Raw genomic sequence first — 26866 nt, 5'->3', positions numbered from 1 at the left:
ACTCAGCACGTCCGCACCCAAACTGCGCGTCGAACTCGCTGCGGGACATCTCACCCCACGATGGCCGTACCTGACCATTTCGCAGAGTCACGACATCGCTTCGACCTTGGTCGAATCGGTGGTGTCCGCGACAGCGCGTTCGGTGCAGCATCCTCCCCACCTCGGTGGAGAGGATGCTGCTGATGTCGTCGCAAGGAACTCACAACTCCGTGGACTCGACCGTCGTGCACGGCTCGATCATCCAGGCGGGTACCGTCATGGTCATCGGCGCGGCGCGGCCGATCCCTCGTCAACTGCCCGCGGCACCGACGACCTTCGTGGGTCGCGCGGAGGAGGCCGCCAACCTCGATCGTCATCTGCTCGGACGGGCGATGCCTGTGGCGATCGTCAGCGGCTCCGGAGGCATGGGGAAGACGTCGTTGGCGTTGGTTTGGGCGCATCGGGTTCAGCGCCGGTTTCCCGATGGACAACTCTTCGTCGACCTGCACGGCTTCAGCCAGGTCGAGCAGCCCGTTCGCGCGATGGACGCACTCGGCGGATTCCTCGATGCCCTTGGAGTGGCGAGAGAACGTCTGCCCGACGACATGGTTCAGCGGGCGGCGTTGTACCGGAGTCTGCTCGCAGACAAGCGAATGCTTGTCGTGCTGGACAACGCGGCCAGCACTGATCAAGTGCTCCCCTTGTTGCCTGGTGGACCAGGTTGTGCAGTGGTGATCACCAGCCGTGATCGGCTACGAGGTCTGAGCATCCGCCACAGTGCGCGATCGATACACCTAGGCGCGCTGTCGGAGGCTGAATCACATGCCTTCATGAGCTCCGCCATCGATCCAGTGCCAATGGCTGACGCGGAAGCCGTCAACGAGGTGATTCGGTTGTGTCGCGGCCTTCCCCTAGCGCTGGGGCTCGTCGTCGCGAAACTCCGGGTACCTCTTGCCGGTACAGTCGCTGAGCTCCGCGAACTGGGGCTGGAGGCATTGGACTCCGAGGAGCCGAGAGCCAGCCTCCCCACAGTGCTGTCGTGGTCCCTGCGCCACCTGTCCACTCAGCAACGCACTGTGTTCGCGTTGCTCGCCGCCGCTCCTGGGCCGGACATAGGCCTGGAGGCCGCTGCTCACCTGTTTGGCATGCCGGTGCTTGAGAGCCGCCGTGCGTTGGAGGCCCTGGCCGAAGTCTCCTTGTTACACCGCCTGCCAAGCGGTCGTCACACCATGCACGATCTCGTCCGCGCTTACGGCACAACTGCCGCCGACAGTCTTCCAGCAGAAGTGCGGGACCGGGCGATCCGTCGAGTCTTCGACTACTACACCTACAGCGCCCATACCGGTGACCAACTCCTCAACCCCCACCACGATCCTGTACGACCGCTTCCACCCACCGCTGACATCCGCCCTGTGCTGTTGTCCAAACCAGCGGCGGCTTGGGCCTGGTTCGACGCCGAGCACGTGTGTCTCCTTGCTGTACAACGGCTCGCGATCGCCCGTGCTGATCACCACACGGTCTGGTGGCTGGCGTGGAGCATGGACACCTTCCACTTCCGTCGCGGCCACCGGGACCGCCGGGTTTCGGCCTGGAGATCTGCCATCGACGCGGCACCTCACCTGCCAGAACCGGCTCTGGTGATGGCGCACCGCTACTGCGGCATCGCCTGCGGCGAGGTGGGAAAGCACACCGAGGCGTTCTGGCACCTGCACGAAGCTCTCGCCCACGCCGCGGCGGACACCGATCCGACTCAACGAGCCCGCGCACACCAGGGTCTCGCCTGGGTATGGGGAACGTTGGGGGCCGATGAACAGGCATTGGCCCACGCCAGCCACGCCTTGAAGCTCTTCCGCGTTGTCGGTAACGCCGTGTGGCAGGCCGCCGCACTCAACACGATGGGTTGGCACGCCGCCCTTCTGTCCGATCTCGACAGCGCGCGGACACACTGCAAGGCTGCCCTCGACCTGCTCCGCGGACAGGGCAACCCGAATGGCGAAGCGGCGGCTCTCGACAGCCTCGGCTATATCGAACACCAGAGCGGTCACCATCTCGCGGCGGTGCGCTACTACCGACGGTCGCTGGAGCTGCGTTCGCAGGTGGGCAACGCCCACCGGATCGCCAACACCCTTGATGGACTCGGGCACCCACACGCAGCACTCGGTCAGTTCGACCAAGCAAGAACGGTTTGGCGCCACGCACTGGACATATATCGCGCCCAGCAACGGGAGGACGACGTCACTCGGATAGCCGAGTACCTCGAGGCCATCGTGGACACGCTCGCTCAAACCGTGATCAATCCAGCATCGGCCAAGTCCGCCGAGCGTTGAGCGCCCCTGCGCTAGGTCAAGACCGTGCTCGCGCGAACGACCGCCTCCTGGGCGCCTCGGCGCCCAGGGGGCGGTGATCAGGCGGCTGACCACTTTTGGCTGTTGGCCTCGTAACAGCGGTAGAGGACCACAGGTGAGCCGTTCGCGTACGAGCCCAGGTCGAGGCATTTGCTGTACGAACTGCCGACGTTGTAGATGCGGTTCGTGCCGATCGACCACGATTGACTGGCTCCGCCGTGGCAGGGGTGGAGGAATACGCTTTGCCCGTCGTTGTAGGTCTGGACGTCCAGGCACTTGGAATAGTCCCCGGTCGCGGTCAGTGAACCGTCGACGTCCCAGTAGAAGTACCGCTGGCTTGTCCTGTAGTGGCATGGGGCGATGACCATCGGGCTGCCGGTGGCATAGGAACCGACATCGAGGCACATCACATAACCACTGCCCACGCTCCGATATGTCGCTGTGAAACTGGACAACGCTGAGACTGAGCGGGTCGCCTCAGCCATCGCGGCCTTCTTCGCGGCCACCCGCTGCTCGACCGACATCCCCAGGGACCCCTTGCCCGCGATGGTCGACGCCGAGGGTTTCCCTTGGGCCGCCGATCCGGGTAGCGCAACCCCGCCGACAACAACAGCCGCGAGACCGATCGCGGACACAATTCTCCCGAACAACAAACTCATAGTTTGCCACTCCACGATTCGGAGAAACATTAGCGGCTGTCGCCGCCCGGAATGCCAGCTCGCACAGGTTAGCAACTGCCCACGGGAGGTACACACGACCGTACGGGCGAGACCGTTGGCCCACGAGTCGCCTATTGACAATACCTAGCGTTGGATCCGTCTGGTCAGCCGCGAGCGGCGCCGAAGGCGGTGGCGTGTTCGTGCAGGAAGTCGTCCAGGTGGCGTGGGGGGCGGGCTAGTAGGTGGGCCACGGTGTCGTTGGGGTGTTCTGGGTGGGTGGTGGCCATGTGCTGGATCTCCAGGACGTGGTCGACGAGCCAGGTTGGGGCGCCGTGTAGGTCGGTGCGTAGTTGTTCTGCCGTGACCGTGGCGCAGCGGGTTGGGCGGCCTAGGGCGGTGAGGCGGGTGGCGATTTCGGGGTAGGAGATGGCTTCTGGACCGGTGAGCAGGTGGGTTCCGGTGATCTTTCGGGTCAGGGCGGCTACGGCCACGTCGGCTACGTCGCGGGCGTCGACCATGTTGAGGGGGGTGTCGGCGGTCGTGGCGGGGAACCAGCCGGTGGCGCGGATGCGGTCGGCGTGGAAGAGCAGGTTCTGGAAGAACGCGTAGGGCCGCAGGAACGTGTGCGCGATCCCCGACGCGCGTACCGCGTCTTCGACCCGGTGGTGCAGACGGGCGATGGCGACCGGCGAGTCGGCGGGACCGGGCGCGGATAGTTTGACCAGGTGGCCAACGCCCGCGCGGGCGGCCTCGGTCACCACGCCCGACTCAATCGCCTCCTGGTGCGGCCCGTTGCCCATGGCCAGGAACACGCTCGCCACACCGGTCAGCGCGGCGCGCAACGGACCGGGGTCCGCCGCGTCGCCAACAATCTGCTGGACGCCGGGTGGGAGGTCGCGCGGGGTGCGGACCAAGGCCCGGGTCGGTACGCCGTGGGCGTGCAGGGTGTGCAAAACGGCACGGCCGGTGGTGCCGGTGCCGCCGATGACGAGGATCATGATTCCTTCTTCCGTGTGGGGGTGCGTGCGGCCGTGATGACGCCGCCGAGCACGGCGGAGGGCACGGCGTCGAGGAACAGGGTGGGTGCGGCCAGTCCGGTGTGGACCAGGGTGAAACTCGCGATGAACGCCAATGCCGCGCAGAACACAGCGGCGAGCAGCACCCGCACCAGCCGGTGCCTGCCGCGCGGGGCGAAGGTGACCGCGAGCGCGGCCAGCGCGGACGGGACGGCGATCGTGGTGACCGACGCCGCCGCCAGCCGTGCGTCGTCGAGTGCGAGGGCGCTGAGGTAGCTCATGGCGGCGGGCATGACGTAGGCCGGGATGACGTTCGCCGCGATGGTGGACAGGTGCGCTGTTCGGGGCACGGGTGCGCTCGTGCGGTTGTTCCGTGTCACGTCTACGACGGTAGAAGCGTTGTCTCGGGTGCACTAGTGAGCGAATCCTCAACGGACTGTTCCGCTCATGGAACAATGTGGCCATGGACGAGCTGGGCGATGTGGCGGTGTTCGTGCAGGTGGTGGCGACGGGGAGCTTCTCCGCGGCGGCGCGGGTGCTGTGGATGCCGAAGTCATCGGTGAGCCGCCGCGTGGCGCGACTGGAGAACCGCCTGGGGGTGCGGCTGCTGCACCGCACCACGCGCTCGCTCGCGCTGACCGAGGCCGGACGCGCCTACCACGCTCGCGTGTCGGTGGCCTTGGCCGAATTGGACTCAGCGGCGGGCGCGGCGTCGGACAGCAGAGAGGCACCGCGCGGCGTGGTGCGGTTGGTCGCCCGGCCGGACGTGGGGGCGGAGGTGTTGCCGGAGCTAGTGGCGGCGTTCCTGGCCCGGTACCCGGAGGTCCGAGTGGAGGCGACACTGTCGGCGTCGGCGGACTTGGTGGAGGGCGGCTTCGACTTGGCGCTGCGCGCAGGCGCGGGCGGTCGCGGTTCGACTCGCTTGCAGGACACGCGATTCCGGTTGTTCGCCTCACCGGTCTACTTGGCGCGCAAGGGGATCCCGCAGCGGACCGCGGATCTGGCGGCGCACCAGTGCGTGCGGTTCGGTGACGTGGAGCAGTGGGTGCTACACGGACCGCGCGGGGAGGTCACCGTGGACGTGGTGGGTCAACTGGCGGCCGACGACCTGTCGTTCGTACGCCGGGCGGCGGTGGCCGGGGCGGGGATCGCGTTGCTCCCCGAACCAGCGGTGGCCCCGTCGGTGCGGACAGGCCTGCTGACGCCGGTACTTCCCGACCACCACGCCGAGGGGCAACCGCTGCACCTGGTCGTGCCGTCGAACCGACACCTGCCCTCACGGGTGGCCGTGCTCCGGGACTTCCTGGTCGCCAACTTCCCCCGATGACGTCAGGCACCGGTTGCGTGCGGCTGCCCTGTCGACCCGAGCCCGGGTGGTCACGAAGTACAGACCCGCGAGCACAACCAGCGCGCCCGCCAGCATGGGCAGGGTGACCACGTCGCCCTCGACCAGCCAGCCGGTGGGGATGCCGATGACCGGGATCAGCAGCGCGAACGGCACGACCTTGTGCGCCGGGTAGTTGCCGAGCAGCGTCGACCAGACGCCGAGCGCCAGGATGGTGGCGAACACGACGACATACCCGAGGGCCAACCAGGTGGTGGTGTCCGCGTCGGCGATCGCCGCGATGCCCCGGTCAGCGTCCTCGGTCGCGATCGACAGCAGGAACAGCGGGACGGGCGGGACGAGGCACGACCAGATGGTGAGGCGGAATCCGTCGTCGGGTCGGGCTGCCCGGGTGCAGACGTTGCCGATCGCCCAACTCGTGGCGGCGGCGAGTACCAGCAGGAGTGCGACCAGCGGCACGGTGCCACCCCGGTTGAACCCGACGACGACGAGCCCGACGACCGCGATCGACACACCGAGGAGTTGCCGTCTCGTCGGCCGTTCCCGCAGCGCGGTGGCCGCGACGAGCAGCGTGAGCAGCACTTGGGCCTGCAACACCAACGACGAGATCCCCGGGGGCATCCCGGCGGCCATGCCGAGGAAGAGCAGGGCGTACTGGCCGGTGCCCGTGAACAGCCCCACCAGCACGAGGTACCGCCAGGCGACCTTCGGCCGGGGCACGACCAGGCAGCAGAGGGCCACCAGCGCGAATCGCAGCGCCGCGAAGAGGATCGGCGGGAAACCCTCCAGCGCGATCTCGATGACGGTGAAGTTGACGCCCCAGACCACGACGACAAAAGCAGCGAAGACGAGGTGGCGGAAGGAAAGTGCGCTGGCTCGGGTCACGCGTTCAGAAAAGCTCGCCGACCATTGTGTAGTCTAGCAACATCTTCTTCACAGATCCGTTCAGGAGTGCTGCATGATCGACCCCCGGCACCTCCGAACACTCCGCGCACTGGGTGATCATGGAACCGTGATCGACACGGCGGCCGCACTGCACCTCACCCCCTCCGCGGTGTCCCAGCAGTTGGCATCGCTGGCCAGGAGCGCCGGTTGCGCCATCCTCGAACGGAACGGCAGACGGGTGGTGCTGACCGAGGCGGGGAAAGTCCTGCTCAACCACGCGGAAACGATCCTGGAGCAGATCGAGCTGGCGCACACGGACCTGCGGCACTTCCAGCAGCGCCAGATTCGCCACCTCAAGATCTCCGCTTTCCCGACCGCGATCGCCGGCTTCGTCGCCGAGGCCGTGGCCCGGCTCGGCGTACGACTGCCCGGCTGGCACGTCGAGATCGAGGAAGCCGAGACGGACGAGTCGCTGACCCGGCTGCTCGACCACGATGTGGACCTGGCGGTCGTCATGATCACGTCCAACCACCCCGGGCTCGCCGACCAGAGGATCGACCTGCTGCCGCTCGTCGTCGAGAACTACTGCGCGGTGCTGCCCACCGGCCACCCGCTCGCCGGAACCGCTCCGATTCGCCTCGAGGACCTGGCCGCTGAGAGCTGGGTGCTGTCGCGGCACAACACGTCGTGCCGCGAGGTCGTGGCCAGTGCCTGCGCGGTGGCCGGGTTTCAACCGCGCGTCAAACACCACGCGACCGATTTCGCGGCCGCGGTGGGGATCGTGGCAGCGGGGCTCGGCGTCACCGTCGTCCCAGAACTCGGTCTTCCCCCCGTCCTGCCCGAGAGCGTTCGGATCCAGGCGATCGCGTCCCACACACCGAAGCGCCGGATCGCAGCCGCAGTCCGGCGGAACTCCGACCACGGCGAACTGGTGGACGCGCTGCGTTGCGCGGCCACTGATCGGTGTGGCCCACAGGTCGAAGGGGCGGAGTGAGGTGGTCGCGGATCCTGGCTGGCGAGAGAGAGGTGGCGGGGACGTACCGTGGTGGGGTGAGCATGCCTCTGCTGAGTGATCACTTCGCCCGTGCGCTGCCCGAGATGGCGCTGTCCTGGCAGGCGGAGCCCGTGCAGGAGCCTCGGCTGCTGGTGCTCAACGAGGTGCTGGCTGGGGAACTGGGGCTGGACCCGGCGTGGCTGCGGGGGCCGGAGGGGGTGCGGCTGCTGGTGGGTGACCACGCGGGTGTGCGTCCGGTGGCTCAGGCGTACGCCGGGCATCAGTTCGGGCATTACTCGCCTCGGTTGGGGGACGGGCGGGCCTTGCTGCTCGGGGAACTTGTCCACGCGGACGGCGGGGTGCGGGATCTGCACCTGAAGGGGTCTGGGCGGACGACGTTCTCGCGGGGTGGGGATGGGTTCGCGGCGGTCGGGCCGATGTTGCGGGAGTACCTGGTCAGCGAGGCGATGCACGCGTTGGGGATCCCGACGACGCGGGCGTTGGGGGTTGTGGGGACTGGGCGGGCGGTGGTGAGGGAGAGCCTGCTGCCAGGGGCGGTGTTGGCTCGGGTGGCCGCGAGTCACCTGCGGGTGGGGAGTTTCCAGTACGCGAGGGCGACTGACGACGTCGATTTGTTGCGGCGGTTGGCGGATCATGCGATCGAGCGGCACTACCCGGGGGTGGAGGGGTATCGGGGGCTGTTCGAGGCGGTGATCGAGGCGCAGGCTTCGTTGGTGGCGCGGTGGATGCTGGTGGGGTTCGTGCACGGGGTCATGAACACCGACAACATGACGATCTCTGGGGAGACCATCGACTACGGGCCTTGCGCGTTCATGGAGGCCTTCGATCCTGGCACGGTCTATAGCTCGATCGACCACGGTGGGCGTTATGCGTTCGGCAACCAGCCGCCCATCGCCGAGTGGAATCTGGCGCGGTTGGCTGAGGGGATGCTCCCTCTGTTCGACGCCGATCAGGACAAGGCCATAGAGCTGGCGCTCGAGTCTCTAGGCGGGTTTCGTTCCTCTTATAACGGTCACTGGCTTAAGGGCATGCGCGCGAAGCTAGGCATCCCGGACGTCCCAGAGGCGCCCGCGCTGATCGATGACCTCTTGGCGCTGCTGCACAAGAACCACGTCGACTACACCTCGTTCTACCGTCACCTGTCTGCTGCCGCGCGCGGCAACACGGAACCTGCCCGCGAGGTCGTCCTGGACCTGGCCGGCATCGACGCCTGGCTGGCTCGTTGGCTGCCTCTTGGCCCGGACGCCGATGTCATGGATGCCGTCAACCCGCTCTATATCCCCCGCAACCACCTCGTCGAGGAAGCACTGGCAGCCGCGACCGCCGGTGACCTGGCCCCCTTCACCGAGCTGCTCAGCGTCGTGACCCACCCGTACGTCGAAGACCCGGCGCACGCCCACTACGCCTCCCCCGCGCCCCAGGACTTCGGCGAGTACCAGACGTTCTGCGGGACCTAAGAGGCCCACTGGACCCAGGCCGGCAACAGCAGTAGCGCCAGCAGGGAGCTCTTGACGACGATCGACGCGGCCAGGTCGACGTCGGTGTTGTAGCGGTGGGCGAAGACGAAGAGGTTCTGCGGGGACGGCATGGCGGCGATGAGGACCAGGTACTTGAGCCAGTCGCCGGTGACGTTGAAGAGGTAGTGACTGATGACGAGGGTGATGAGGGGGAAAGCGACGCACTTGAAGGTGATGAGGGCGAGCTCGGTGCGGGTGGTGCCGCGAATCGATAGGCCCGCGCTGCCGAGGTAGAGACCCAGGGCGAAGAGGGCCACGGGCGCGGCCGCGTCGCCGACGAAGGACAGGGCGGACAGGACTGGACCGGGGATCGGGACGGCGAGCAGGTTCAGGACGATCGCCAGGTTGCAGGCGAGGACGACCGGGGTGTTGAGCGAGGCCCAGATCGCGCGGCCCAGCTTGCGTGGCGTGCTGCCGGGGCCGCCGAACTCCAGTGTGGTCAGGATGACCGTCGATAGTAGGCAGACTTGCAGCAGCAGGATAGGGAAGATCGGCGCGGCGTCGCCGAAGAGCATGATGAACACGGGAACAGCGAAGTACGCGGTGTTCACCTGGACCGCCGCCATGACGCGTAGTGCCCGGACCTTCGCACTGCCACCGGCAGACAGTCCGATGAGGACGACGCAGAGGGCGGCGCTGGCCGCGTAGGCGGAGATCGCGCGGACGTTGAACAGGTGCCCCAGGTCGCTGAGGAAGATCTTGCCGAACAGGTAGCAGGGGATCGCGAACAGGAACGCGAAGTCGGTGAAGTAGCCCGCCGCCTCCGTCGGGAGGAGTTTGCGGCGGGCGAAGAGGATGCCGGTCCCGAAGGCCAGGACCACCGGGAGCAGCTTGCCGAGAGCCGAGAGCGCGTCCACTAGGGCGCACGCTACCGGTGCTGCCAGAGGCCACAGAGCATCAGGCGGTCGAGACCCCGCGCCTCGGCGGAGGAGTCTGCGGCGGGCGAACGCGATGCCGGTCTCGACGGCGGAACCACCGGGAGCAGTTGGCCGAGAGCCGGAGCGCACGCTACCGGCGGGAGAGGCGCTGGCAGTGGCCAGAGATGTCTAGCGGTGGCAGCTGCCGCACCGGTGAGCGGAGTGTTCGTTGGGCGAACACGATGCGGGCTTGAAGGCCGCCCGGATCGGAGTGCCGAGGGCCAAGAGCGCTCCAGCCAGCCACTGGACACTCGGAAGCCGAGGTGCCAACTGCTCGATGGGGCGGACTTGTTTTGCGTGGGGGAGCGGCAGTCGTAGCCTTGCCTCGCTGCAGGGCCATGCTTTTCGGCCCCGGCTTTTGCGGTCCTGCGACGGCTGGTGCAGGGGCCCCGCGCAAAACAAGTTCGCCCCATCGAGCCCACCGCACCACCACGACCCAGCCCCGCCAACCCAACCCACCGAGCCAACCCCGCCAGCCCGGCCACCGCCCCCAGGAAGCCGCCCACCCAAAGGCTCGATGGGGCGGACTTGTTTTGCGTGGGGGAGCGGCAGTCGTAGCGTTCTGCGCGGACAGGGCCATGCTCTTCGGCCCCAGCTTTGCGGTCCTGCCACGACTGGCGCAGGGGCCCCGCGCAAAACAAGTTCGCCCCATCGAGCCCACCGCACGACGACGGCTCCGAGCTAGCCCCGCCAGCCAACCACCGCTCCCAGGAAGTCCTCCACCCCACTGCTCGATGGGGCGGACCTGTTTGCGTGGGGTGCGGCGTCCGTAGCGTTGTGCGCTGCAGGGCCATGCTTTTCGGCCCCAGCTTTGCGGTCCTGCCACGGGCGGCGCAGGGGCCCCGCGCAAAACAGGTCCGCCCCATCGAGCCCACCGGCACCACCACGGACCGGCCGATCGGGCTCGCTGCCGCCGCCTGGGGCGGCCAATGCGCGCCCGTGAGGAGGTCCGGGCAGGCGGCGTGCGGCCAGTAGCCACAGCGCACCGGGCGATAGACCGCCGCCACGAGGAAGAGCACTCGCCCTACTGGGTAGGAGCGGCGCTGGCAATGGCCACAGCGCATCGTGAAGCAGAGCCCGCCACCTCCGCCGGGAGGGCGGGCGATGCCGGTCGGAGGGCGCGGGCCACCTGGATCAGGATGCCGACTCCGCCGACTCTCGGCAGCGGAGTCGGCGGGTGAGCACGATGCCAGCCCGTAAGCAGGTGGCCGAGAGTCGAGAACGTGTCCGCCGGTCAGGGGCGGTGGCGCCAGTAGCCGCAGAACATCAGGTCTTGTTTGGGCAGGCCTGCCTCGACCCAGTGTTTGCGGAGGCCGCTGGCCAGGGACTGTTCACCGACGACCCAGCCGTAGGCGCCCTGGATCGGTAGAGGGCGGCTCGTGGCCAAGGCTGCTTGGCCGGGGATGGCATCGGAGTCACGCACTACCCAGGTGATCTCTATGCCGGAGGGGGCTGTCAGCTGCTGTTGATCCTCGATTGACGGCAGTTCGATCACGGCGTGGCCGGTGGCTTCTGGCGGCAGGGAGGCCAGGATGCCCGCGACCGCGGGGAGGCCGCTTTCGTCTGCTACCAGCAGGAAGCGGGTGATCGACGGGGCCGGGTTGAAGCCGATGCCTTCGTCGAGGATGCCGACGGCGTCACCGGGAGCGCAGGTTTGGGCCCAGGTCGCGGCTGGGCCGGTGCCGTGGACGACGAAGTCGACGTCGAGTTCGGGGCCTTCTGGGCGGTAGGCGCGGACGGTGTAGTTGCGCAGGACGGGGCGGTCGACTTTGGCGATGGTCAGGTAGCGGGCGTAGGCCAGCGTGTCGAACTTGCGCGGGGCCTTGGCCAGTGAGCGGTCCGAGACCGGGATGAACAGGCGGAACCACTGGTCGAAGCCCATGTACCGGAACCGGGCCAGGTCGTCGCCGCCGAAGGTGACCCGGATGAAGTGCGGCGAGATCCGCTCGCTGCGCAGCACGCGCAGGGTCAGCAGGTCGACCTGGTCCGGCTTGACCCGGGTGGTCCTGATGTTGGTGCGTGCCATTCCGTCCTCCTCGTCCGCCCATCGTTACTTTGGCATGCCTTACCTAACCAAGACAACCTGTCTTAGACTCGGCGCCGTCGACTCCGGAGAAGGAGGAGCCCATGACCGCGACCGTGGTCGAACCCGACAGCCGCGCCACACCGGCGACAACCCCGACCGAACCTCCCGCTGACCAGGCGAAACAGAACCAGGCCGCGCTCAAGGAACTCCTGCGACCGGTGGCGGGCCGAACCCGGCTGGCGATGGCCCTGGCCGCACTCGGCGCGCTGGCCTCCCTGGTGCCGTTCGCGGCTTTGGCGGAGCTCGGGTCCTTGCTGCTCACCGGCGGTCCACCCGACCGGGGCGCGGTGATCACCGTGGCCTGGCTGGTGGTCGTCGGGCTCGGGGCGCGCGGGCTGCTGATGGGCGTCGCGCTGACGATCACCCACCTCGCCGACGTCGACCTGCAGGCTGCGCTGCGGCGCCGGATCACCGCGAAGTTGGGGCGGGTGCCGCTGGGCTGGTTCACCGAGAACTCGTCCGGTGCGGTGCGCAAGGCCGCGCAGAACGACATCGCCGACCTGCACCACCTGGTCGCGCACCACTCCGTCGAGATGACCGCCGCGCTCGTGCTGCCCCTGGGCGGGCTCGGCTACCTGCTGTGGTTGGACTGGCGACTGGCCCTGCTCGCCGTCGCCACGCTGCCCCTCTACGCCGCCGCGTACGCCTGGATGATGCGCGGCTACAAGGAGAAGGCGGCCCGGCTCAACGAGGCGATGGTGCGGATCAGCTCGGCGGTGGTCGAGTTCATCACCGGGATCGCGGTGGTGAAGACGTTCGGCCGGGCCAAGCGCGCGCACGACACCTACGCCACCGCGGCGGGCGAGTTCAGGCGGTTCTACGCCGACTGGGTCCGACCGCTGCTCAAGGTCGAGGCGTTGAGCGCGATGCTGGTGTCGGCCCCGGTGGTGGGCCTGGTCAGCCTGTTCGGCGTCGTCTGGTTCGTCGACTCGGGGTGGGTGACGCCGGTGGAGGCGATGACCGGGGTGCTGGTCGCCCTGGTGATCCCGACGACGGTGACCGCACTGGGGTTCGGCGCCGAGCACCGGCGCGCGGCGGCGGCAGCGGCGGCCCGGGTGAACGAGCTGTTCAGCACCCCTGAACTGCCAGTCACCCAGAACCCGAGCCGACCCACCGACCACGACGTCGAGTTCGACCGGGTGTCCTACAGCTACGACGGCAGCAACGACGTGCTGCGCGAGGTGTCGCTGCGGCTGCGACCGGGGACGGTGACCGCGCTGGTCGGACCGTCCGGCGCGGGCAAGTCGACCCTGGCGACGCTGCTCCCCCGGTTCTTCGACGTCACCGGCGGCGCGGTCCGCCTGGGTGGGGTCGACGTGCGCGACATCGCCCCGGACGAGCTGTACCGGTGGGTCGGGTTCGTGCTGCAGGACATCGCGCTGGTGCACGGCAGCGTCGCCGACAACATCCGCCTCGGCCGACCCGGCGCGACCGACGAGGAGGTCGTCGCCGCGGCCACCGCCGCCAAGATCCACGACCGGATCACGGCCCTGCCCGACGGCTACGCCACCGTGGACGCCCAACTCTCCGGGGGCGAGGCGCAGCGGGTGGCGATCGCGCGGGCGCTGCTGGCCGACACCCCGGTGCTCGTCCTCGACGAGGCAACCGCGCACGCCGACCCCGAGTCCGAGGCCGCCGTGCAGGACGCGCTGTCCGAACTGGCCAGGGGCCGGACGCTGCTGGTGATCGCCCACCGGCTGTCCACGGTGACCTCGGTCGACCAGATCGCCGTGCTCGACGGCGGATCCCTGACCGAGCGGGGCACGCACGACGAACTGCTCGCCCTCGGCGGCACCTACGCCCGGCTGTGGGCCAACCAGGAAGGGGACAACCGATGAACCTGCGCCCGCTGGTGCGCGACCTCGCCACGATCCTGGGACCCGAACACCGCGGCGCCCTGCGCGCCTACCTCACGTGGGCGACCGCGTTCGGGGTCTTGCAGGGCGTCGCGGCCGCGATGCTGGTGCCGGTGCTGCGCGACCTGCTCGCCGGTGACCTCGGCGGCGCTGTGCGGTGGCTGGCGGTGATGGCCGTGGTCGTCGTGGCGACGTGCGCGGCGAACTACGTGCAGGCCATGAAGGGTTTCGCGGTGGCGATCGTCGCGCTGACCACCCTGCACGAGCGGGTCGGCGACCACGTCGGGTCGCTGCCGGTCGGGTGGTTCACCGGGGAGAAGGTCGGCAGGCTCTCGCGGATCGTCACCAGCGGCACGGTGATGGTCGGCGGCCTGTTCGCCCACCTGCTGACCCCGCTGGTCGCCGGTGCGGTGACGCCCGCGGCGATCGCGGTGGTCACCTTCTTCTTCGACTGGCGGCTCGCCCTGGCGATGCTGATCAGCGCACCCCTGCTGGCCTGGGTGTTCGCCTGGTGCGCGCGGCTGGTCGGCCGGGGTGACGAGCTGTCGGACACCGCGGCGGTGGCCGCGGCCAACCGGGTCGTCGAGTTCGCCCGCCACCAGCGCACGCTGCGCGCGTTCGGCCGCGGCACCGAGGGGCACACCCCGCTGGAGGACTCGATCACCGAGCAGCACCGGGTGGGCAAACGCGCGTTGTGGATGGCCGTGCCCGGCATCCTCGGCGGTGGCATCGCCACCCAGTTCGCGTTCACCGTGCTGATCGTCGTCGGTGTGCTGCTGGCGCTGGGCGGTTCGGTCGACCCGGTCGCGCTGGTCGCGGTTCTCGCGTTGGCGGCGCGGTTCACCGGCCCGCTCGCCGAGCTGTCGGAGCTCTCGGGGGCGGTGCGGATGGCGCACAACGACGTCCGCCGGATCACCGCCGTGCTCGAGGAGCGGCCGCTGCCCGAACCCGCCGAGACCACCGCCCAGGCGCGACCCGGCGAGGTCCAGCTCGACCACGTCCACTTCGGCTACGGCCCGGACCGGCCGGTGCTGCGGGGCGTCTCGTTCACCGTCGCGCCCAGGACGATGACCGCGCTGGTCGGCGCGTCCGGGTCCGGCAAGACCACGGTGACCAGGCTGATCGCGAGGTTCTGGGACGTCGACACCGGCACCGTGCGGGTCGGCGGGACCGACGTGCGCGACCAGCGGACCGAGGACCTGATGGCCCAGGTGGCGCTGGTGTTCCAGGACGTCTACCTGTTCGACGACACGCTGGCGGGCAACATCCGGGCCGGTCGGCCCGAGGCGACCGAGGCCGAGGTGCACGCCGCCGGAGCGCTGGCCGGGGTGGACGAGATCGTGGCCCGGCTCCCGAACGGCTGGGACACCAGGGTCGGCGAGGGCGGCATGGCGCTCTCCGGCGGCGAGCGGCAGCGGGTGTCGATCGCCAGGGCCCTGGTCAAGAACGCCCCGATCGTGCTGTTCGACGAGGCCACCGCCGCGCTCGACAGCGAGAACGAGCGCTACGTCCGCGCCGCGATGCACGCGCTCACCGAGCGGTCCACGGTGCTGGTGATCGCGCACCGGCTGCCCACGGTGGTGGCCGCCGACCAGATCGTGGTGCTCGACGAGGGCGCGGTGGTGCAGGTGGGCACGCACGAGGAGCTGATCGGCGTCGACGGCAGGTACGCCGCGTTCTGGCGCGAGCGGGACCGGGCGGCGGGGTGGCGGTTGGCCGCGGGCTAGCCCGCTACCGTGCTGCCATGAGCACCGCCAAGCGGGTGGGCCGCAAACCCGGCCCACCCGCGTCGCTGACCAGGGACGACGTCGCGCGCGCGGCGCTGGCGGAGGGCCTGCTCACGCTGTCGATGCCGACCGTGGCGCGCAGGCTCGGGGTGAGCCACTCGACGCTCTACCGCTACGTCCACGACCGCGACGACCTGGTGCTCGCCGTGATCGACCTGGCCGTCCGCGAGTTCGACTGGCCGACCGCGGGCTTGCGGTGGCGGGAGCTGCTGCGGGCCTTCGCCGACGCGCTGTGGGAGTTCCTGCTCAAGCACCCCGGCATGGCCGAGTCGATCCAACTGGCGCCCGGCCTGCCCGCCAGGGTCACCGCACTGGCCACCGGCTACGTCGCCAGGCTGCGGGCGGACGGCTTCGACCGGCTGCACGCTTCGGTCGCGGTGGACCTGGTCGCGGACCTGACCATCGCCACCGAGATCGCCATGCGCGGACTCGACCGGACCTTCCAGACCGCGCGGGGGCAGCGCAGCCTGCGCGAGATCTACCTGGAGTCCTGGCGGGACCTGCTCGTGGAGGCCTCGGACGAACAGGCCCTGCACGGCCGCGGCTGGCTCGACCACAAGCTGGACCTGCTGTTCGACGGCATGGCGACCAGGGTCGAGCGGGCGAGCGACCCCGGGGGCTCCACACCGGACCGGTCCGAGGTGGTCGCCGCCGCGGGCGCACTGGCCAGACGGGACGGCCTGGCCGCGGTGACCGTGCGCTCGGTCGCCGAGGCGGTCGGGGCGTCGGTCGCGGGGGTGCGGTCGGGCTTCGGCGACCGCGACGGGCTGGTGGTGGCGATGCTCGACGCGCTCGCCGAGACCATCGTCGTGCCCGAGCCGGTCGACGATCCCCGCGAGGACCTGGTCGCCCTGGCGATGGCGGTCCACACCGCACTGCGCGGCGACCGCTGGGCGGTGACCGCGCTGGCCGTGGACGGGCTCGCCGGGCCGCTGATCCTCCCGCTGCTGAGCCGGGTGTTCACGGCCTTCCGGGCCGCGGGGATGCCGGACGGGGAGATCGCCGCCGCCGCCCGCACCCTGTGGACCCACGTGTTCGGCGCCGCCCTCACCACCGACACCCCGGGCTCCTTCGCGACCAGGCTCATGGCCAGCGCGGACTCCCCCGTCATCGCCGAGGTCCTGCGCGCGAGCACCGCCGACCACCAGGCCGACGCGGGGCTGACGGCGCTGGTGGCGGGGTTGCTGCGCGACCGGTAGTCCGATGTGGATACCGGTCGCGGTGGTCTCAGCCCGCGACCAGCTCGCGGGGAGCGCGCAGGGGGGCGCCGACCGAGTGCAGGTGCCGCAGGACCTGCTTGTACGAGGCGAGGATCCCGCAGTGCGTGTAGGTGATGCCGTTGCGCACGCAGTACTCCTCGACCAGGGGCTGGGCGCGGCGCAGGTTCGAGCGCGGCATGTTGGGGAACAGGTGGTGCTCGACCTGGTAGTTCAACCCGCCGAACAGGTAGTCGACCCAGCGGCCGCCGAGGATGTCGCGCGAGGTGAGGACCTGCTTGCGCAGGAAGTCGACCGAGTCCTCGTCGGTCAGCATCGGCATGCCCTTGTGGTTGGGGGCGAAGGAACAACCGAGGTAGACCCCCATCAGGCCCTGGTGGACCAGGATGAACACCACGGCCTTGAGCGGCGAGAGCACCAGGAACACCGCGCTCAGGTACACCGCGATGTGCACCGCCAGCAGCACGCCCTCGAGCCGGAACGGCTTGATCTCCCGGCGCAGCACCGCCTGCACGCTGGCCGCGCGCAGCATGATCGCCTCGAGCAGCAGCAGCGGGAAGAACAGGAACGCCTGGTACTTGGTGACCCACAGCGCCAGGCCGTTCTTGGTCAGCGCCTGCCGGTCGCTGAAGGCCAGTACCAGGATGTCGACGTCGGGGTCGTCGTCCTCGTGGTTGGGGTTGGCGTGGTGGCGGTTGTGCTTGCCGACCCACCACTGGAAGCTGATCCCGGTGATGGCGCCGTGGACGTAGCCCAGGACGTCGTTGCCCCGGCGGGAGCCGAAGATCTGGCGGTGCCCGGCGTCGTGGCCGATGAAGGCGAACTGGGTGAACACCCCCGCGAGCAGCACCGCGGTCAGCACCTGCCACCAGGAGTCGCCCAGCAGCAGGAACGCGGCGACACCCGCGCCGAGCAGCGCGGCGTTGGTGGCGATGCGGGCCACGTAGTAGCCGTGCCGCCGCTCCAGCAGCCCCTCGCTCTTGATCCGGCGCGACAACTCGGCGAAGTCGCTGCCGCGCCGCGGTGGCGCGGCGTGCGCGTCGGACAGGGGGGAAGCGCTCATGGTTGAGGTGACTTTCTCTGGCAGGGGCGGCACGCCGCTGACCTGGACCGGACAGCTGGATCAGGGTGTGGTGGGGCACGCGGCGGCACGCCACCGCGGCGGGCGCACACCGCGACCCACGGGGAGCGGGCGCGGCGCGGGAGAGCGGGTCGGGGGCGGACCGGCGACACGGGCCTGGCGGCCCACCCGTCGATCCTGATACCCCCCTGACGGCGGTGGGGCTCCCTGCGAGGCTATACCACCCGGTGCGGCCAAGACCACGGCGGCACGACCGAGTCAAACCATTTAGGCGGCGGCGGTCGGGCGGTCGGGGAACTTCCTTAGCGCGCGGCGACACCGGTCCCCGGTCCGGTCGTCCACGGGGGTGGGCATTCTGGATCCGGTCCACTTCAGACGCCCGACGCGGTCGTACCCCCACCGGGGGCACCGGCGGGGGTACGAGTGGCGGTACTACCAGGTCTGGACGGCGGCGGGGCGGGGCTGGGCGCGCATGCCGTCGTCGTCATCGTCGTCATCGTCGTCGTCACCGCAGGCGGCCAGGAGCGGGAGCATCGCGAGCGCGCCCACCACGGCCAGCAGGCGCAGCGGGCGGCGGGCGGTGGGGTCGAGAGCCACGGGTACCTCTTCCGGATAGCGACATTTCGGTCACCGTGAACAGTACCCAGCCCGCTTGTGGGTGAACCCGGTCGTTTTCCGCCGCCCACCGCCACCAGCGGCCTCGTGTGGGGGTCGCCGGACGCGCGGAACCAGGTGGGTTCGGCAGCGGGCGGTGCGGGATTAGCCGTGCACCCGAGACGCACCCGTCGCGGTACCCGACCCGCTCCCCCCGCCCCCGAATCTTGTGTCAACCAGCCAGAACCCACCAGGGAGACCCGATGCGCCGCTCGATCACCACCCTCGCCGCCACCGCACTGGCCGCCGCCTCGGTGATCATCGCCGCGCAGCCGGTCACCTCCCTCGCCACCGCCGACGACCAGGTGTTCCTCGTCGCCGAGGCCTTCACCTACGACGAGGGCGACGCCGTCACCGCCACCGCCGCTGCCGCCTCCGCCGCCTCGGCCTGCGAGGACACCACCTACGCCCTCAAGACCTGGAAGGTCGGCACCCTCAACTGGCTGTACAACGGCGACGGTGTCCCCGCCAACATCGCCTCCACCGCCCTCGGCGCCATCACCACCTCCACCAACACCGTCGCCAAGGGCACCAACCGCTGCGGCCTCACCAACCTGACCACCTCCACCTACACCTACGGCGGCACCACCACCCTCAAGCCCCAGGTCTCCGCCACCGCCACCTGCACCGGCAACGACAACAAGTCCGTCACCGGCTGGGGCACCCTCCCCGCCAAGGTCCTCGCCTACACCTGCACCTACTACAACGCCAAGGGCGTCGTCATCGCCTCCGACACCCTCATCGACAACGTCGCCTACACCTGGTTCACCACCAAGCCCGCCAACTGCACCGGCCAGCAGTACGACCTCGAGACCACCCTCACCCACGAGCGCCTCCACACCGCGGGCCTCGGCCACGTCGACCAGACCAACAACGCCACCCAGACCATGACCCCGGCCAGCTCCCCCTGCGACACCTCCCGCCGCCTCCTCGGCGCCGGTGACTACGCCGGCCTCAAGGCCCTCGCCACCAAGTAAGCAGACAGCGCCGCAGCGGCCCCTTCCCACATCGGGAGGGGGCCGCGGCTGTGTGCGGGGTGGGTTGGCGGGCAACGCATTCCCAGCGTTCCCACTGTGAACGCGTTGCGAATGAAGGGGTTCGGCGCCGGATTCCTCCTCTTCAGACTGGGGGATCTGGATTGTCCGGTCGGCGTTGCCACCCGAACGGGGGTGGTGAGTGAACGCCGGGACGTCAACCCTGCATGGTGGCAACCCTGCTACCGGAAGGAACTTCCATGATCAAGCGAGTGGTCGGCGTGCTCGCCACCGCACTGGCCGCGGCGGCCGTGCTCGCCGCCCCGGCCGGTGCGGCGGCGTACGCGGACTTCACCGGGATTGTGGCGCTGGACAACTGTTCTGGCTCGGTGGTCCGCCCACCCGCCGCCGTGGACAGCGACCCGGCGCTGGTGCTGACCAACGGGCACTGCGTGAAGCTCATGGGCGCCAACGAGGTCATCGTCAACCAGTCGTCGAGCCGCTCGTTCACCCTGCTCAACGGTTCCGGTCAATCGCTGGGCACGCTGCGGGCCACCAAACTCGCCTACGCCACGATGAAGAACACCGACGCGGCGTTCTACCAGCTCAGCTCGACCTACGCGCAGATCCAGCAGCAGTACCGCTCCCGCGCGCTCGACCTGTCGGCCACCAGGCCCGCGCAGGGCACCGGCATCCAGGTCGTCTCCGGCTACTGGAAGCGGATCTACACCTGCGCGGTGGACGGGTTCGCCTACCAGCTCAAGGAAGGCAGCTGGACCTGGAAGGACTCCATCCGCTACACCCGCCCCTGCAACGTCATCGGCGGCACCTCGGGGTCGCCGATCATCGACACCGCCTCGGGCAAGGTCGTCGGCGTGAACAACACGATCAACGAGAGCGGCGGCCGGTGCACGCAGAACAACCCGTGTGAGGTCTCGCAAACCGGCCAGGTCACCGTCCGGTCCGGGATCGGCTACGCCCAGCAGACCTACGACATCGTGGCCTGCATCGGCCCCGGCAACCAGTTCGTCCTCACCCGCCCAGGCTGCACCCTGCCCCGCTAGTGGTTCGCCCACCCCTCGACGACCACGTCGTCGAGGGGTCGGCGGGGCGTGCACGCCCGCCGACCGGCTGAGACAAGAACGACGCTGTTGCCCGCGGCGCGCTTCGAGCGGACCCGCCGCATCGCCATATCCGCGCGAACCTTGTCGGCCGCCGTATCCTCCACCGTGGCAAAACCGCCAGCGGGCCGCCCTCGAACACGACCGCCAGCAACTGTCGGTGGAGTCCCGCAACGCGAGCAAGCCTTCACGGTCGCCGGGACATGCCTGCCCAGCGACGGCGTGCGGTTAGCGTGTCTCCGCGCGAGGGCAATGCGCGGTTCGGCCTTGCCCGGCTGGGCTCACCGCACGCCGAGTGACACCGAGGCCAGTAAGCCGATGCCGCTCGACCGCCACAACACCAGGCCCGGGTGACCGAACGGCAAGGTAGCCACGCGTACCCCCCTTCCTATCCGGCCGGGCGGCCACCAACACGACGGTGAGACCCGGGCCGTCGGCCTCGGCCCAGGTGGTCCCCGTCGGGACTTTGGTCCTCATCCGGACGTGCCGCTGGGCTTGGGTCAGGCGGGCGGGGCGCACCTAGAGTGGGGTGGTACCGGTCCGAGCTGAGCGGGAGACGTGATGGGAATCCGGGTGTTCCTCGTCGACGACCACGAGATCGTGCGGCGCGGGGTGGCCGAGCTGCTGGACTACCCGGACATCGAGGTCGTCGGGGAGGCGGCGTCGGCGGGTGAGGCGTTGGTGCTGGTGCCGGACGCCAAGCCGGATGTGGCGGTGCTCGACGTGCGGCTGCCGGACGGGACCGGGGTGGAGCTGTGCCGCGAACTGCGGTCGGTCATGCCGGACCTGCGCTGCCTGATGCTCACCTCCTACGCCGACGACGAGGCCCTGTTCGACGCGATCCTGGCGGGCGCGGCGGGGTTCGTGCTCAAGCAGGTGCTGGGGACCGACCTGGTCGCCGCGGTCCGCACCGTGGGCGCCGGTGGGTCGCTGCTGGACCCGAGGACCACCGCGGCGCTGCTGGACCGGATCCGGCGGGAGCGCACCGAGGACGACCCGATCGCGACGCTGACCGACCAGGAGCGGACGGTGTTCGAGCTGATCGGCGAGGGCTTGACCAACCGGCAGATCGGCGAGCGCATGTTCCTGGCCGAGAAGACCGTCAAGAACTACGTCTCGCACCTGCTGGCCAAGCTCAACATGCAGCGCCGCACCCAGGCCGCCGTACTCGCCGCCGAACTGCGCCGGGGGCGCTGAGAAGCGGCCGGAAGTACTGTGTGGACAGTCCACATTAGCCGAGGGGGACGCGCCAGCGGAGGTGGGTTCCGATGCCGTCGGGGCCGGGGGTGGCTTCGCAGGTGCCCTGGCACTGGCGGGCTCGACGGGTGAGGTTCTCCAGGCCGCTGCGGCGGGTGGTGGTGCCGATGCCCTTGCCGTCGTCGATCACCTCGACCACGAGGTCGTCGGCGGCGGAGACGACGACGGTGATGGTGTTCGCCCGGCTGTGCCGCACGGCGTTGCTCACCGCCTCGCGCAGGGCGGCCAGCGCGTGGTCGCCGACCTCGGGCGGGACCAGGGTGTCGATGGCGCCGGACATGCTGACCGAGGGGGTGACCGGCTGGTCGGCGGCGATCTCGGCGACGGCGTCGAGCATGCGGCGGCGCAGGGAGGCGGGGTCGTCGACGGCCTGCAGGTCGAAGATGGAGGTGCGGATCTCGCGGACGGTCTGGTCCAACTGCTCGACCGAGCGGTGCACGCGGGCGCGGACCTCGGGGTCGTCGATGCGGCGCAGCGTGCCCTGCAGGCTCATGCCGGTCGCGTAGAGGCGCTGGATGACGTGGTCGTGCAGGTCCTGGGCGATGCGGTCGCGGTCGGCCAGGACGTCGAGCAGCCGCTGGGAGCGCTGCTTCTCGGCCAGTTCCAGCGCCACCGCCGCCTGGCCCGCGAACGAGCCGAGCAGCGGCACCCGGTCGGCGGGGAACGGGGCCGCGCCCTTCTGCCTGGCGGTCACCAGGACACCGCCGGTGCCGGTGAGCGGGACCAGCACGCAGGGGCCGAGCAGGTCGGCGACCCGGCCGCCCGAGGTCTCCACCCCCAGGTCGGCGACCACCCGGGGCGCCTCGGCGGCGGTCGTCTCCTCGATCAGCGGGCCGAGCGCGGTCACCTCGGCGTCGGTCAGCCACTCCCCCAGCCGACCGGTGGCCGCACCGACCCGCAGGAGCTCCTCGGCCTCCAACAGGATCAGCACACAATCAGCATCCGTCAGCTCCGCGACGCGGCGCGCGATCAGGTCGAGGGACTCCCGTTGCGACACCCCGCGCAGCAACCCCTCGTTGACCTCGGCGGCCGCGGCGAGCCAGCGCTCGCGTTCGCGGGAGCGCTCGAACAGCCGCGCGTTCTCCACCGCGACGCTCGCCGCGGAGGCCAGTGCGCTGACCACGGCCTCGTCGTCGGCGGTGAACTCGGCGTCGCCGCGCTTCTCGGTGAGGTACAGGTTGCCGTAGACCTCGCCGCGGATGCGGACCGGTACGCCCAGGAAACTGCCCATGGCGGGGTGGTTGGGCGGGAAGCCGACGGACGCGGGGTGCTGGGTGAGGTCCGAGAGCCGGATCGGCTCGGGGTGTTCGATGAGCAGACCGAGCAGCCCGCGCCCCTCCGGCAGGTGCCCCATCATGGCCCGCTGCTTCGGATCGATCCCGACGTTGACGAAACGGGCGAGGCCACCGGTCTCGCCGAGCACGCCCAACGCGCCGTACCGGGCGTCGACGAGGTTGACCGCCGCCTGGACAATCCGCTGCAAGGTCGAGTCGAGCTCAAGCCCCGCACCAACCGCCATCACCGCGTCGAGCAGGCCCTGGAGGCTGTCACGGGTGCTCATCACCGCACCGAGCCGTTCGTGCAACTCCCCCAGCAGCTCGTCGAGCCGCAGACCGGAGAGCAGGCCCCGGGTGATGGCCCCGTCACCCTCCACAGCATCGACTCCTCGCTCGACCCCGGCCGGTTGTGCGTAGAGGCTCCCACGGGCCGAGTGGAGCGGCAATCAGCCCCTTGGTCTGATTCCCGCTTAGCCCCACCGCGGCCCGCGCGGGCCGTCCGGGGTCGGTGGCGAGGTGGCCTCGGCTCAGACGAAGACCTGTCCGTGCTCGGCCCACCAGCGGCGGTAGCCGGTGTTGCGCTCGGCCAAGGCCCGGTACTCCTCGGCCACCACCCGGCGCAGCAGGTCGGCCGGGACCGGGCACTGGTCGACCCAGGCGAGATCGATCCGGCCGCGGATCGGGTCGCCTGCCAGGGGCCGGAAGACGACGCCGAGGTCCTCCACCGAGAGCGGATCCGCGATGGCCACGCAGGTGCCGGTGGCGACGAACGCGCGGGCGCCCGCCATGTGGCTGCTCTCGTAGGCGATGCGGGGTTGGTAGCCGCGGTGGGCGCAGGCGGCGCGGACGGAGGCCATCCACCCCGGGTTGTCGTAGGGGTTGACGATCCAGGCCTCGTCGGCGAGGTCGGTGAGGTCGACCGTGGGGTGGGCGGCGAGCCGGTGGTGGGCGGCCAGGGCGATGAACACGGGTTCGACCGGCACGACGGTCACCCGGTGCACGGCGGCGGTCTTGGGCAACTCGAAACCGACGACGTCGCTGATGATCGCCGCGTCGAGCCTGCCGGAGCGCAGCATCGCGACCAGCGCGGCCGCGGCGGGGTCGATGTGCACGCGCACGGTCAGGCCCGAGCCCGCGGCGGCCAGGTCGCGTTCCAGGCGGGGCACCACCGCAGCCAGCAGCAGTCCGGCGTCGCCGATGGCGAGTTCGCGGCGCGCGGCGGGGAGGGAGTTGACCAGCAGGTGGTCCATTTCGCGCAACACGGCGCGGGCCCGGCTGAGCAGGCCACGGCCGAACTGCGTGGTCTGCACGCCGGTGTGGCCGCGGACGAAGACCGGCTCACCGACCGCGCGCTCGATCCGCCGAACCTGGGCGGTCAGCGAGGGCTGGGACAGGCCGAGCGCGGCGGCGGCGCGGGTGATGCTGCCCTCGTCGGCCACGGCGAGGAGAACACGCAGGTGTCGCACCTCAAGATCCACCCGGGTCATGGTACGCGGCAGGGGCCGCGGCCGACCGGAGTCGCCCGCGGCCCCGCCCCGGGACAGTCAGCCCGCGGTGACAGCGACGTCGTCGAGGACGAACGACGTCCGCAGGTAGCTGTCCTCGAGCCCGGTGAAGGTGATCGGCACCGCGCGGCCCGCGAACGCGGACAGGTCGTAGCTCATCAGGCGGTACCCGGTGGCCGCGTTGAGGTTGGAGAACGCGGCGAGGGTCTTGTCCCCCGCTGTGACGGTGAGGCGGTCCCAGACCCGGGCGTCGCGCTCGGCGGTGTCGATGTGCAACCAGAACGACAACCGGTACGACGCGCACCCGCTGGGCAGGGTCACGGTCTGACCGACCGAGGTGGTGTTGGCCCTGCCCTTGCCGCCGAGCCAGGCGCTCCAGGTGCCGCCGTGGGCGGGTTGGCCCGCGACAGCGTGCTGGCCGATGACCGCCGTGGTGCCGGTCCAGCCGGTGGCGCCGGATTCGAAGCCGGGGTTGGTCAGCTTCTGGCCGCCCGCGCAGCCCCCGGTGATGGTCCAGGTGAACGTGGTGGCCGCGGTGGCGCCCGTGTTGTCGCGCACGGTGGCCACGACCGTTGTGGTCCCGGCGGTGGTCGGGACGCCCGCCAGGGTGACGACGTTGCCGCTGGCGGTGGCGCCAACGCCCCCGGGCAGGCCCGTCGTCGTCCAGGTGTAGGGCTCGGCGCCGCCGCTGGCGGAGACCTTGACCCCGCTCTCCCGGCCCACCTCGCCGGTCTGGTCACCGGGGTCGAGCACCTCGAGGTCGCTCGCGGCGGTGATGGTCCAGGTGAAGGTGGTGGCGGCGGTCGCGCCGACAGCGTCGGTGACGGTGGCGGTGACGGCGGTGGCGCCTTCGGCTGTGGGTGTTCCAGCGAGGGTCGCCGTGCTCACGTCCAAGGCGATCCCGGCGGGCAGCCCGGACGCGGCCCACGTGTACGGGGTGGTGCCCCCCGTCGCGCGGAGGGCGACAGAGGCGGGACGTGAGACCGCGCCGGTCTGGTTGCCGGGGCTCGGTAGCGCCAACGGCTGCGGGGTGGGCGCGGAGTGCAGTAGCCGGTTGGGTGACCCCGTGCCCGGGTTGGTCACCTTGTCCGGGGTGGCCGCGGCCACGACACCGGCGTGGACCTGGGCCGGTGTGTCCGAGGGGCGGGCCCCGAGCCAGATCGCTGCGACACCGGCGGTGTGGGGAGCGGCCATGGACGTGCCGCTGGCGGTGTAGGTGGCGTTGTCGTTGTCCTTCCAGGCCGACAGGATGCCCACGCCGGGGGCGAACAGGTCGGTGCACGGGCCGAAGTTGGAGAAGGTCGGCTTGGCGTCGTTCTTGTCGACGGCGTTGGCCGTGATGGCCTCGGTGACCCGCGCGGGCGAGGAGTTGCAGGCGTCCTTGCCGTCGTTGGCGGAGGCGACCGCGTAGGTGACGCCCGAGGCGATCGACTTGCGAACGGCCGCGTCCATGGCGGGGTCGGCGGAACTGGTGAGGCTCATGTTCGCCACGGCGGGTTTGACGGCGTTCTTGGTGACCCACTCGATGCCGCTGATGACCGCGCTGTTGGAGCCGGATCCCGCGCAGTTCAACGCCTTCACCGCGACGACTTCGGCCGCCTTGGCGACGCCGTACTCGCGGCCGCCGATGATGCCGCCGACGTGGGTGCCGTGCCCGTGGCAGTCGGTGTTGTTGGTGTCGATGGTGTTGGTGCCCCACCTGGCCCGGCCCTCGAAGGTGCTGTGGCTGGTGCGCACCCCGGTGTCGATGACGTAGACGGTCACCCCCGCGCCCGTGCCGCCGTAGCGGTAGGTGTTGTCCAGCGGCAGGTCCCGCTGGTCGACGCGGTCGGTGCCCCAGTTCGGCGGGTTCGGCTGCTCCCCCGCGACCGTGACCACGGAGTCCTGGACCACCATCGCCACCGCCGGGTCGGCGGCCAGCCTGCGCGCGGCCGCGGCGTCCATCCGGGCGGCGAACCCGGTCAAGGCCCGTTCCCAGGTGGCCGTGACGACGGCACCGTACTTGGCGCCCACGTCGTACCCGGCGCCCGCTGGGCGGTCCTTGGTCACCACGATGTAGCTGCCCTCGATGGCCCCCGGCTTGTCCGCTCCGAGCACCACCCCTTCCGCGGCGGCGGCGGGAACCGCGCCGCCCACCGCCAACCCGATCGCGAGCACGACGTGCCACGCCCGATCTCGTCTCACTGGTCACTCCTTCACGCAGGGTCCCCGCCCTGGGGCGGGTGCAGGAAGGTGACAGTGGCGCGGATCCCGCGTCGGCGACACGGGTGACGGAAGAGGAACAGTCTTTCAGCACAGCGAAATCGGCTGTGGGGTCCACGAAGGAGGGCGTGGTCGTGTGGCGCGCGGTCCATATCGGAGCGCGATCATCGC

Annotated in this window: 22 protein-coding genes; 10 read left to right on the top strand and 12 right to left on the bottom strand. The window is 70.2% G+C overall.

Annotation, left to right across the window (positions count from 1 at the left end):
* The first annotated feature begins 209 nt into the window (after positions 1-209).
* Positions 210-2306, top strand: a complete 2097-nt coding sequence (locus tag JOD54_RS20805; RefSeq protein WP_204452215.1) for an ATP-binding protein — start codon at positions 210-212, stop codon at positions 2304-2306.
* A gap of 77 nt (positions 2307-2383) precedes the next feature.
* On the opposite strand, the gene JOD54_RS20800 is transcribed toward JOD54_RS20805, so the two are convergent.
* The 3 genes from JOD54_RS20800 to JOD54_RS20790 all read right to left on the bottom strand — a co-directional run bounded on the left by JOD54_RS20800 (position 2384) and on the right by JOD54_RS20790 (position 4379).
* Positions 2384-2983, bottom strand: a complete 600-nt coding sequence (locus JOD54_RS20800) for a ricin-type beta-trefoil lectin domain protein (RefSeq protein WP_204452212.1) — start codon at positions 2981-2983, stop codon at positions 2384-2386.
* 164 nt (positions 2984-3147) lie between these two features.
* The gene (locus JOD54_RS20795; RefSeq protein WP_204452210.1) at positions 3148-3981 is read right to left on the bottom strand and encodes an NAD(P)H-binding protein; all 834 of its coding nucleotides are present in this window, start codon (positions 3979-3981) and stop codon (positions 3148-3150) included.
* Complete coding sequence (locus JOD54_RS20790; RefSeq protein WP_204452208.1) at positions 3978-4379, bottom strand: hypothetical protein; 402 nt, start codon at positions 4377-4379, stop codon at positions 3978-3980. The genes JOD54_RS20795 and JOD54_RS20790 overlap by 4 nt, the downstream gene beginning before the upstream one ends.
* Positions 4380-4462: 83 nt before the next feature.
* On the opposite strand from JOD54_RS20790, the gene JOD54_RS20785 reads away from it, so the two are divergent.
* Positions 4463-5326: a LysR family transcriptional regulator gene (locus tag JOD54_RS20785; RefSeq protein WP_204452205.1), complete on the top strand. Its 864-nt coding sequence runs from the start codon at positions 4463-4465 to the stop codon at positions 5324-5326.
* Here JOD54_RS20785 and JOD54_RS35685 read toward each other — a convergent pair.
* Positions 5276-6229: an EamA family transporter gene (locus JOD54_RS35685; RefSeq protein WP_204452203.1), complete on the bottom strand. Its 954-nt coding sequence runs from the start codon at positions 6227-6229 to the stop codon at positions 5276-5278. The genes JOD54_RS20785 and JOD54_RS35685 overlap by 51 nt on opposite strands.
* 73 nt (positions 6230-6302) lie before the next feature.
* On the opposite strand from JOD54_RS35685, the gene JOD54_RS20775 reads away from it, so the two are divergent.
* Together JOD54_RS20775 and JOD54_RS20770 are read left to right on the top strand one after the other, a co-directional pair.
* Positions 6303-7223, top strand: coding sequence for a LysR family transcriptional regulator (locus JOD54_RS20775; protein ID WP_204452201.1), 921 nt, complete (start codon positions 6303-6305; stop codon positions 7221-7223).
* Between the two features lie 62 nt (positions 7224-7285).
* Positions 7286-8701, top strand: coding sequence for a protein adenylyltransferase SelO (locus JOD54_RS20770; RefSeq protein WP_204456417.1), 1416 nt, complete (start codon positions 7286-7288; stop codon positions 8699-8701).
* Here JOD54_RS20770 and JOD54_RS35680 read toward each other — a convergent pair.
* Both JOD54_RS35680 and JOD54_RS20760 read right to left on the bottom strand, forming a co-directional pair.
* Entirely contained in the window at positions 8698-9618 is a 921-nt protein-coding gene (locus JOD54_RS35680) for an AEC family transporter (RefSeq protein ID WP_204452199.1), read from the bottom strand. The genes JOD54_RS20770 and JOD54_RS35680 overlap by 4 nt on opposite strands.
* Before the next feature lie 1294 nt (positions 9619-10912).
* Positions 10913-11704 (bottom strand): siderophore-interacting protein, encoded by a 792-nt coding sequence (locus JOD54_RS20760; RefSeq protein ID WP_204452197.1) that lies wholly within the window; start codon positions 11702-11704, stop codon positions 10913-10915.
* Between the two features lie 101 nt (positions 11705-11805).
* On the opposite strand from JOD54_RS20760, the gene JOD54_RS20755 reads away from it, so the two are divergent.
* Genes JOD54_RS20755 through JOD54_RS20745 form a run of 3 tightly spaced genes read left to right on the top strand, consistent with a single transcriptional unit; the run spans position 11806 to position 16606 of the window.
* A complete protein-coding gene (locus JOD54_RS20755) occupies positions 11806-13602 on the top strand; it encodes an ABC transporter ATP-binding protein (RefSeq protein WP_204452195.1) in 1797 nt (598 codons plus the stop codon).
* Entirely contained in the window at positions 13599-15347 is a 1749-nt protein-coding gene (locus JOD54_RS20750; RefSeq protein WP_239573453.1) for an ABC transporter ATP-binding protein, read from the top strand. The genes JOD54_RS20755 and JOD54_RS20750 overlap by 4 nt, the downstream gene beginning before the upstream one ends.
* A gap of 17 nt (positions 15348-15364) precedes the next feature.
* Positions 15365-16606, top strand: coding sequence for a TetR/AcrR family transcriptional regulator (locus tag JOD54_RS20745; protein WP_204452192.1), 1242 nt, complete (start codon positions 15365-15367; stop codon positions 16604-16606).
* 28 nt (positions 16607-16634) lie between these two features.
* On the opposite strand, the gene JOD54_RS20740 is transcribed toward JOD54_RS20745, so the two are convergent.
* Both JOD54_RS20740 and JOD54_RS20735 read right to left on the bottom strand, forming a co-directional pair.
* Positions 16635-17687 carry a fatty acid desaturase family protein gene (locus JOD54_RS20740; RefSeq protein WP_204452190.1) on the bottom strand — a complete coding sequence of 351 codons (1053 nt, stop codon included), beginning with the start codon at positions 17685-17687 and terminating at the stop codon, positions 16635-16637.
* Positions 17688-18137: 450 nt separating this feature from the next.
* A complete protein-coding gene (locus JOD54_RS20735) occupies positions 18138-18302 on the bottom strand; it encodes a hypothetical protein (RefSeq protein WP_204452188.1) in 165 nt (54 codons plus the stop codon).
* A gap of 260 nt (positions 18303-18562) precedes the next feature.
* On the opposite strand from JOD54_RS20735, the gene JOD54_RS20730 reads away from it, so the two are divergent.
* Both JOD54_RS20730 and JOD54_RS20725 read left to right on the top strand, forming a co-directional pair.
* Entirely contained in the window at positions 18563-19336 is a 774-nt protein-coding gene (locus JOD54_RS20730) for a peptidase M10A (protein ID WP_204452186.1), read from the top strand.
* 257 nt (positions 19337-19593) lie between these two features.
* Positions 19594-20397 carry a S1 family peptidase gene (locus tag JOD54_RS20725; RefSeq protein WP_204452184.1) on the top strand — a complete coding sequence of 268 codons (804 nt, stop codon included), beginning with the start codon at positions 19594-19596 and terminating at the stop codon, positions 20395-20397.
* Here JOD54_RS20725 and JOD54_RS35180 read toward each other — a convergent pair.
* The gene (locus JOD54_RS35180; RefSeq protein ID WP_275592670.1) at positions 20394-20519 is read right to left on the bottom strand and encodes a hypothetical protein; all 126 of its coding nucleotides are present in this window, start codon (positions 20517-20519) and stop codon (positions 20394-20396) included. The two genes, JOD54_RS20725 and JOD54_RS35180, sit on opposite strands and share 4 nt — an antisense overlap.
* A gap of 496 nt (positions 20520-21015) precedes the next feature.
* Between JOD54_RS35180 and JOD54_RS20720 the strand changes: the two genes are divergently transcribed.
* A complete protein-coding gene (locus tag JOD54_RS20720; protein ID WP_204452182.1) occupies positions 21016-21651 on the top strand; it encodes a response regulator in 636 nt (211 codons plus the stop codon).
* A gap of 34 nt (positions 21652-21685) precedes the next feature.
* Here JOD54_RS20720 and JOD54_RS20715 read toward each other — a convergent pair whose 3' ends face one another.
* The 3 genes from JOD54_RS20715 to JOD54_RS20705 all read right to left on the bottom strand — a co-directional run bounded on the left by JOD54_RS20715 (position 21686) and on the right by JOD54_RS20705 (position 26677).
* Entirely contained in the window at positions 21686-23365 is a 1680-nt protein-coding gene (locus JOD54_RS20715; RefSeq protein ID WP_307860196.1) for a GAF domain-containing sensor histidine kinase, read from the bottom strand.
* 150 nt (positions 23366-23515) lie between these two features.
* Entirely contained in the window at positions 23516-24466 is a 951-nt protein-coding gene (locus JOD54_RS20710; protein WP_204452180.1) for a LysR family transcriptional regulator, read from the bottom strand.
* A 66-nt stretch (positions 24467-24532) separates the two neighbouring features.
* Positions 24533-26677, bottom strand: a complete 2145-nt coding sequence (locus JOD54_RS20705) for a S8 family peptidase (RefSeq protein ID WP_204452178.1) — start codon at positions 26675-26677, stop codon at positions 24533-24535.
* Between the last annotated feature and the right edge of the window lie 189 nt (positions 26678-26866).

Origin of the sequence: Actinokineospora baliensis, from assembly GCF_016907695.1 — a bacterium.
Lineage (GTDB): Bacteria > Actinomycetota > Actinomycetes > Mycobacteriales > Pseudonocardiaceae > Actinokineospora > Actinokineospora baliensis.
The sequence above is the reverse complement of the archived record's forward strand: the minus strand, read 5'-3'. Positions and strand labels throughout refer to the sequence as shown.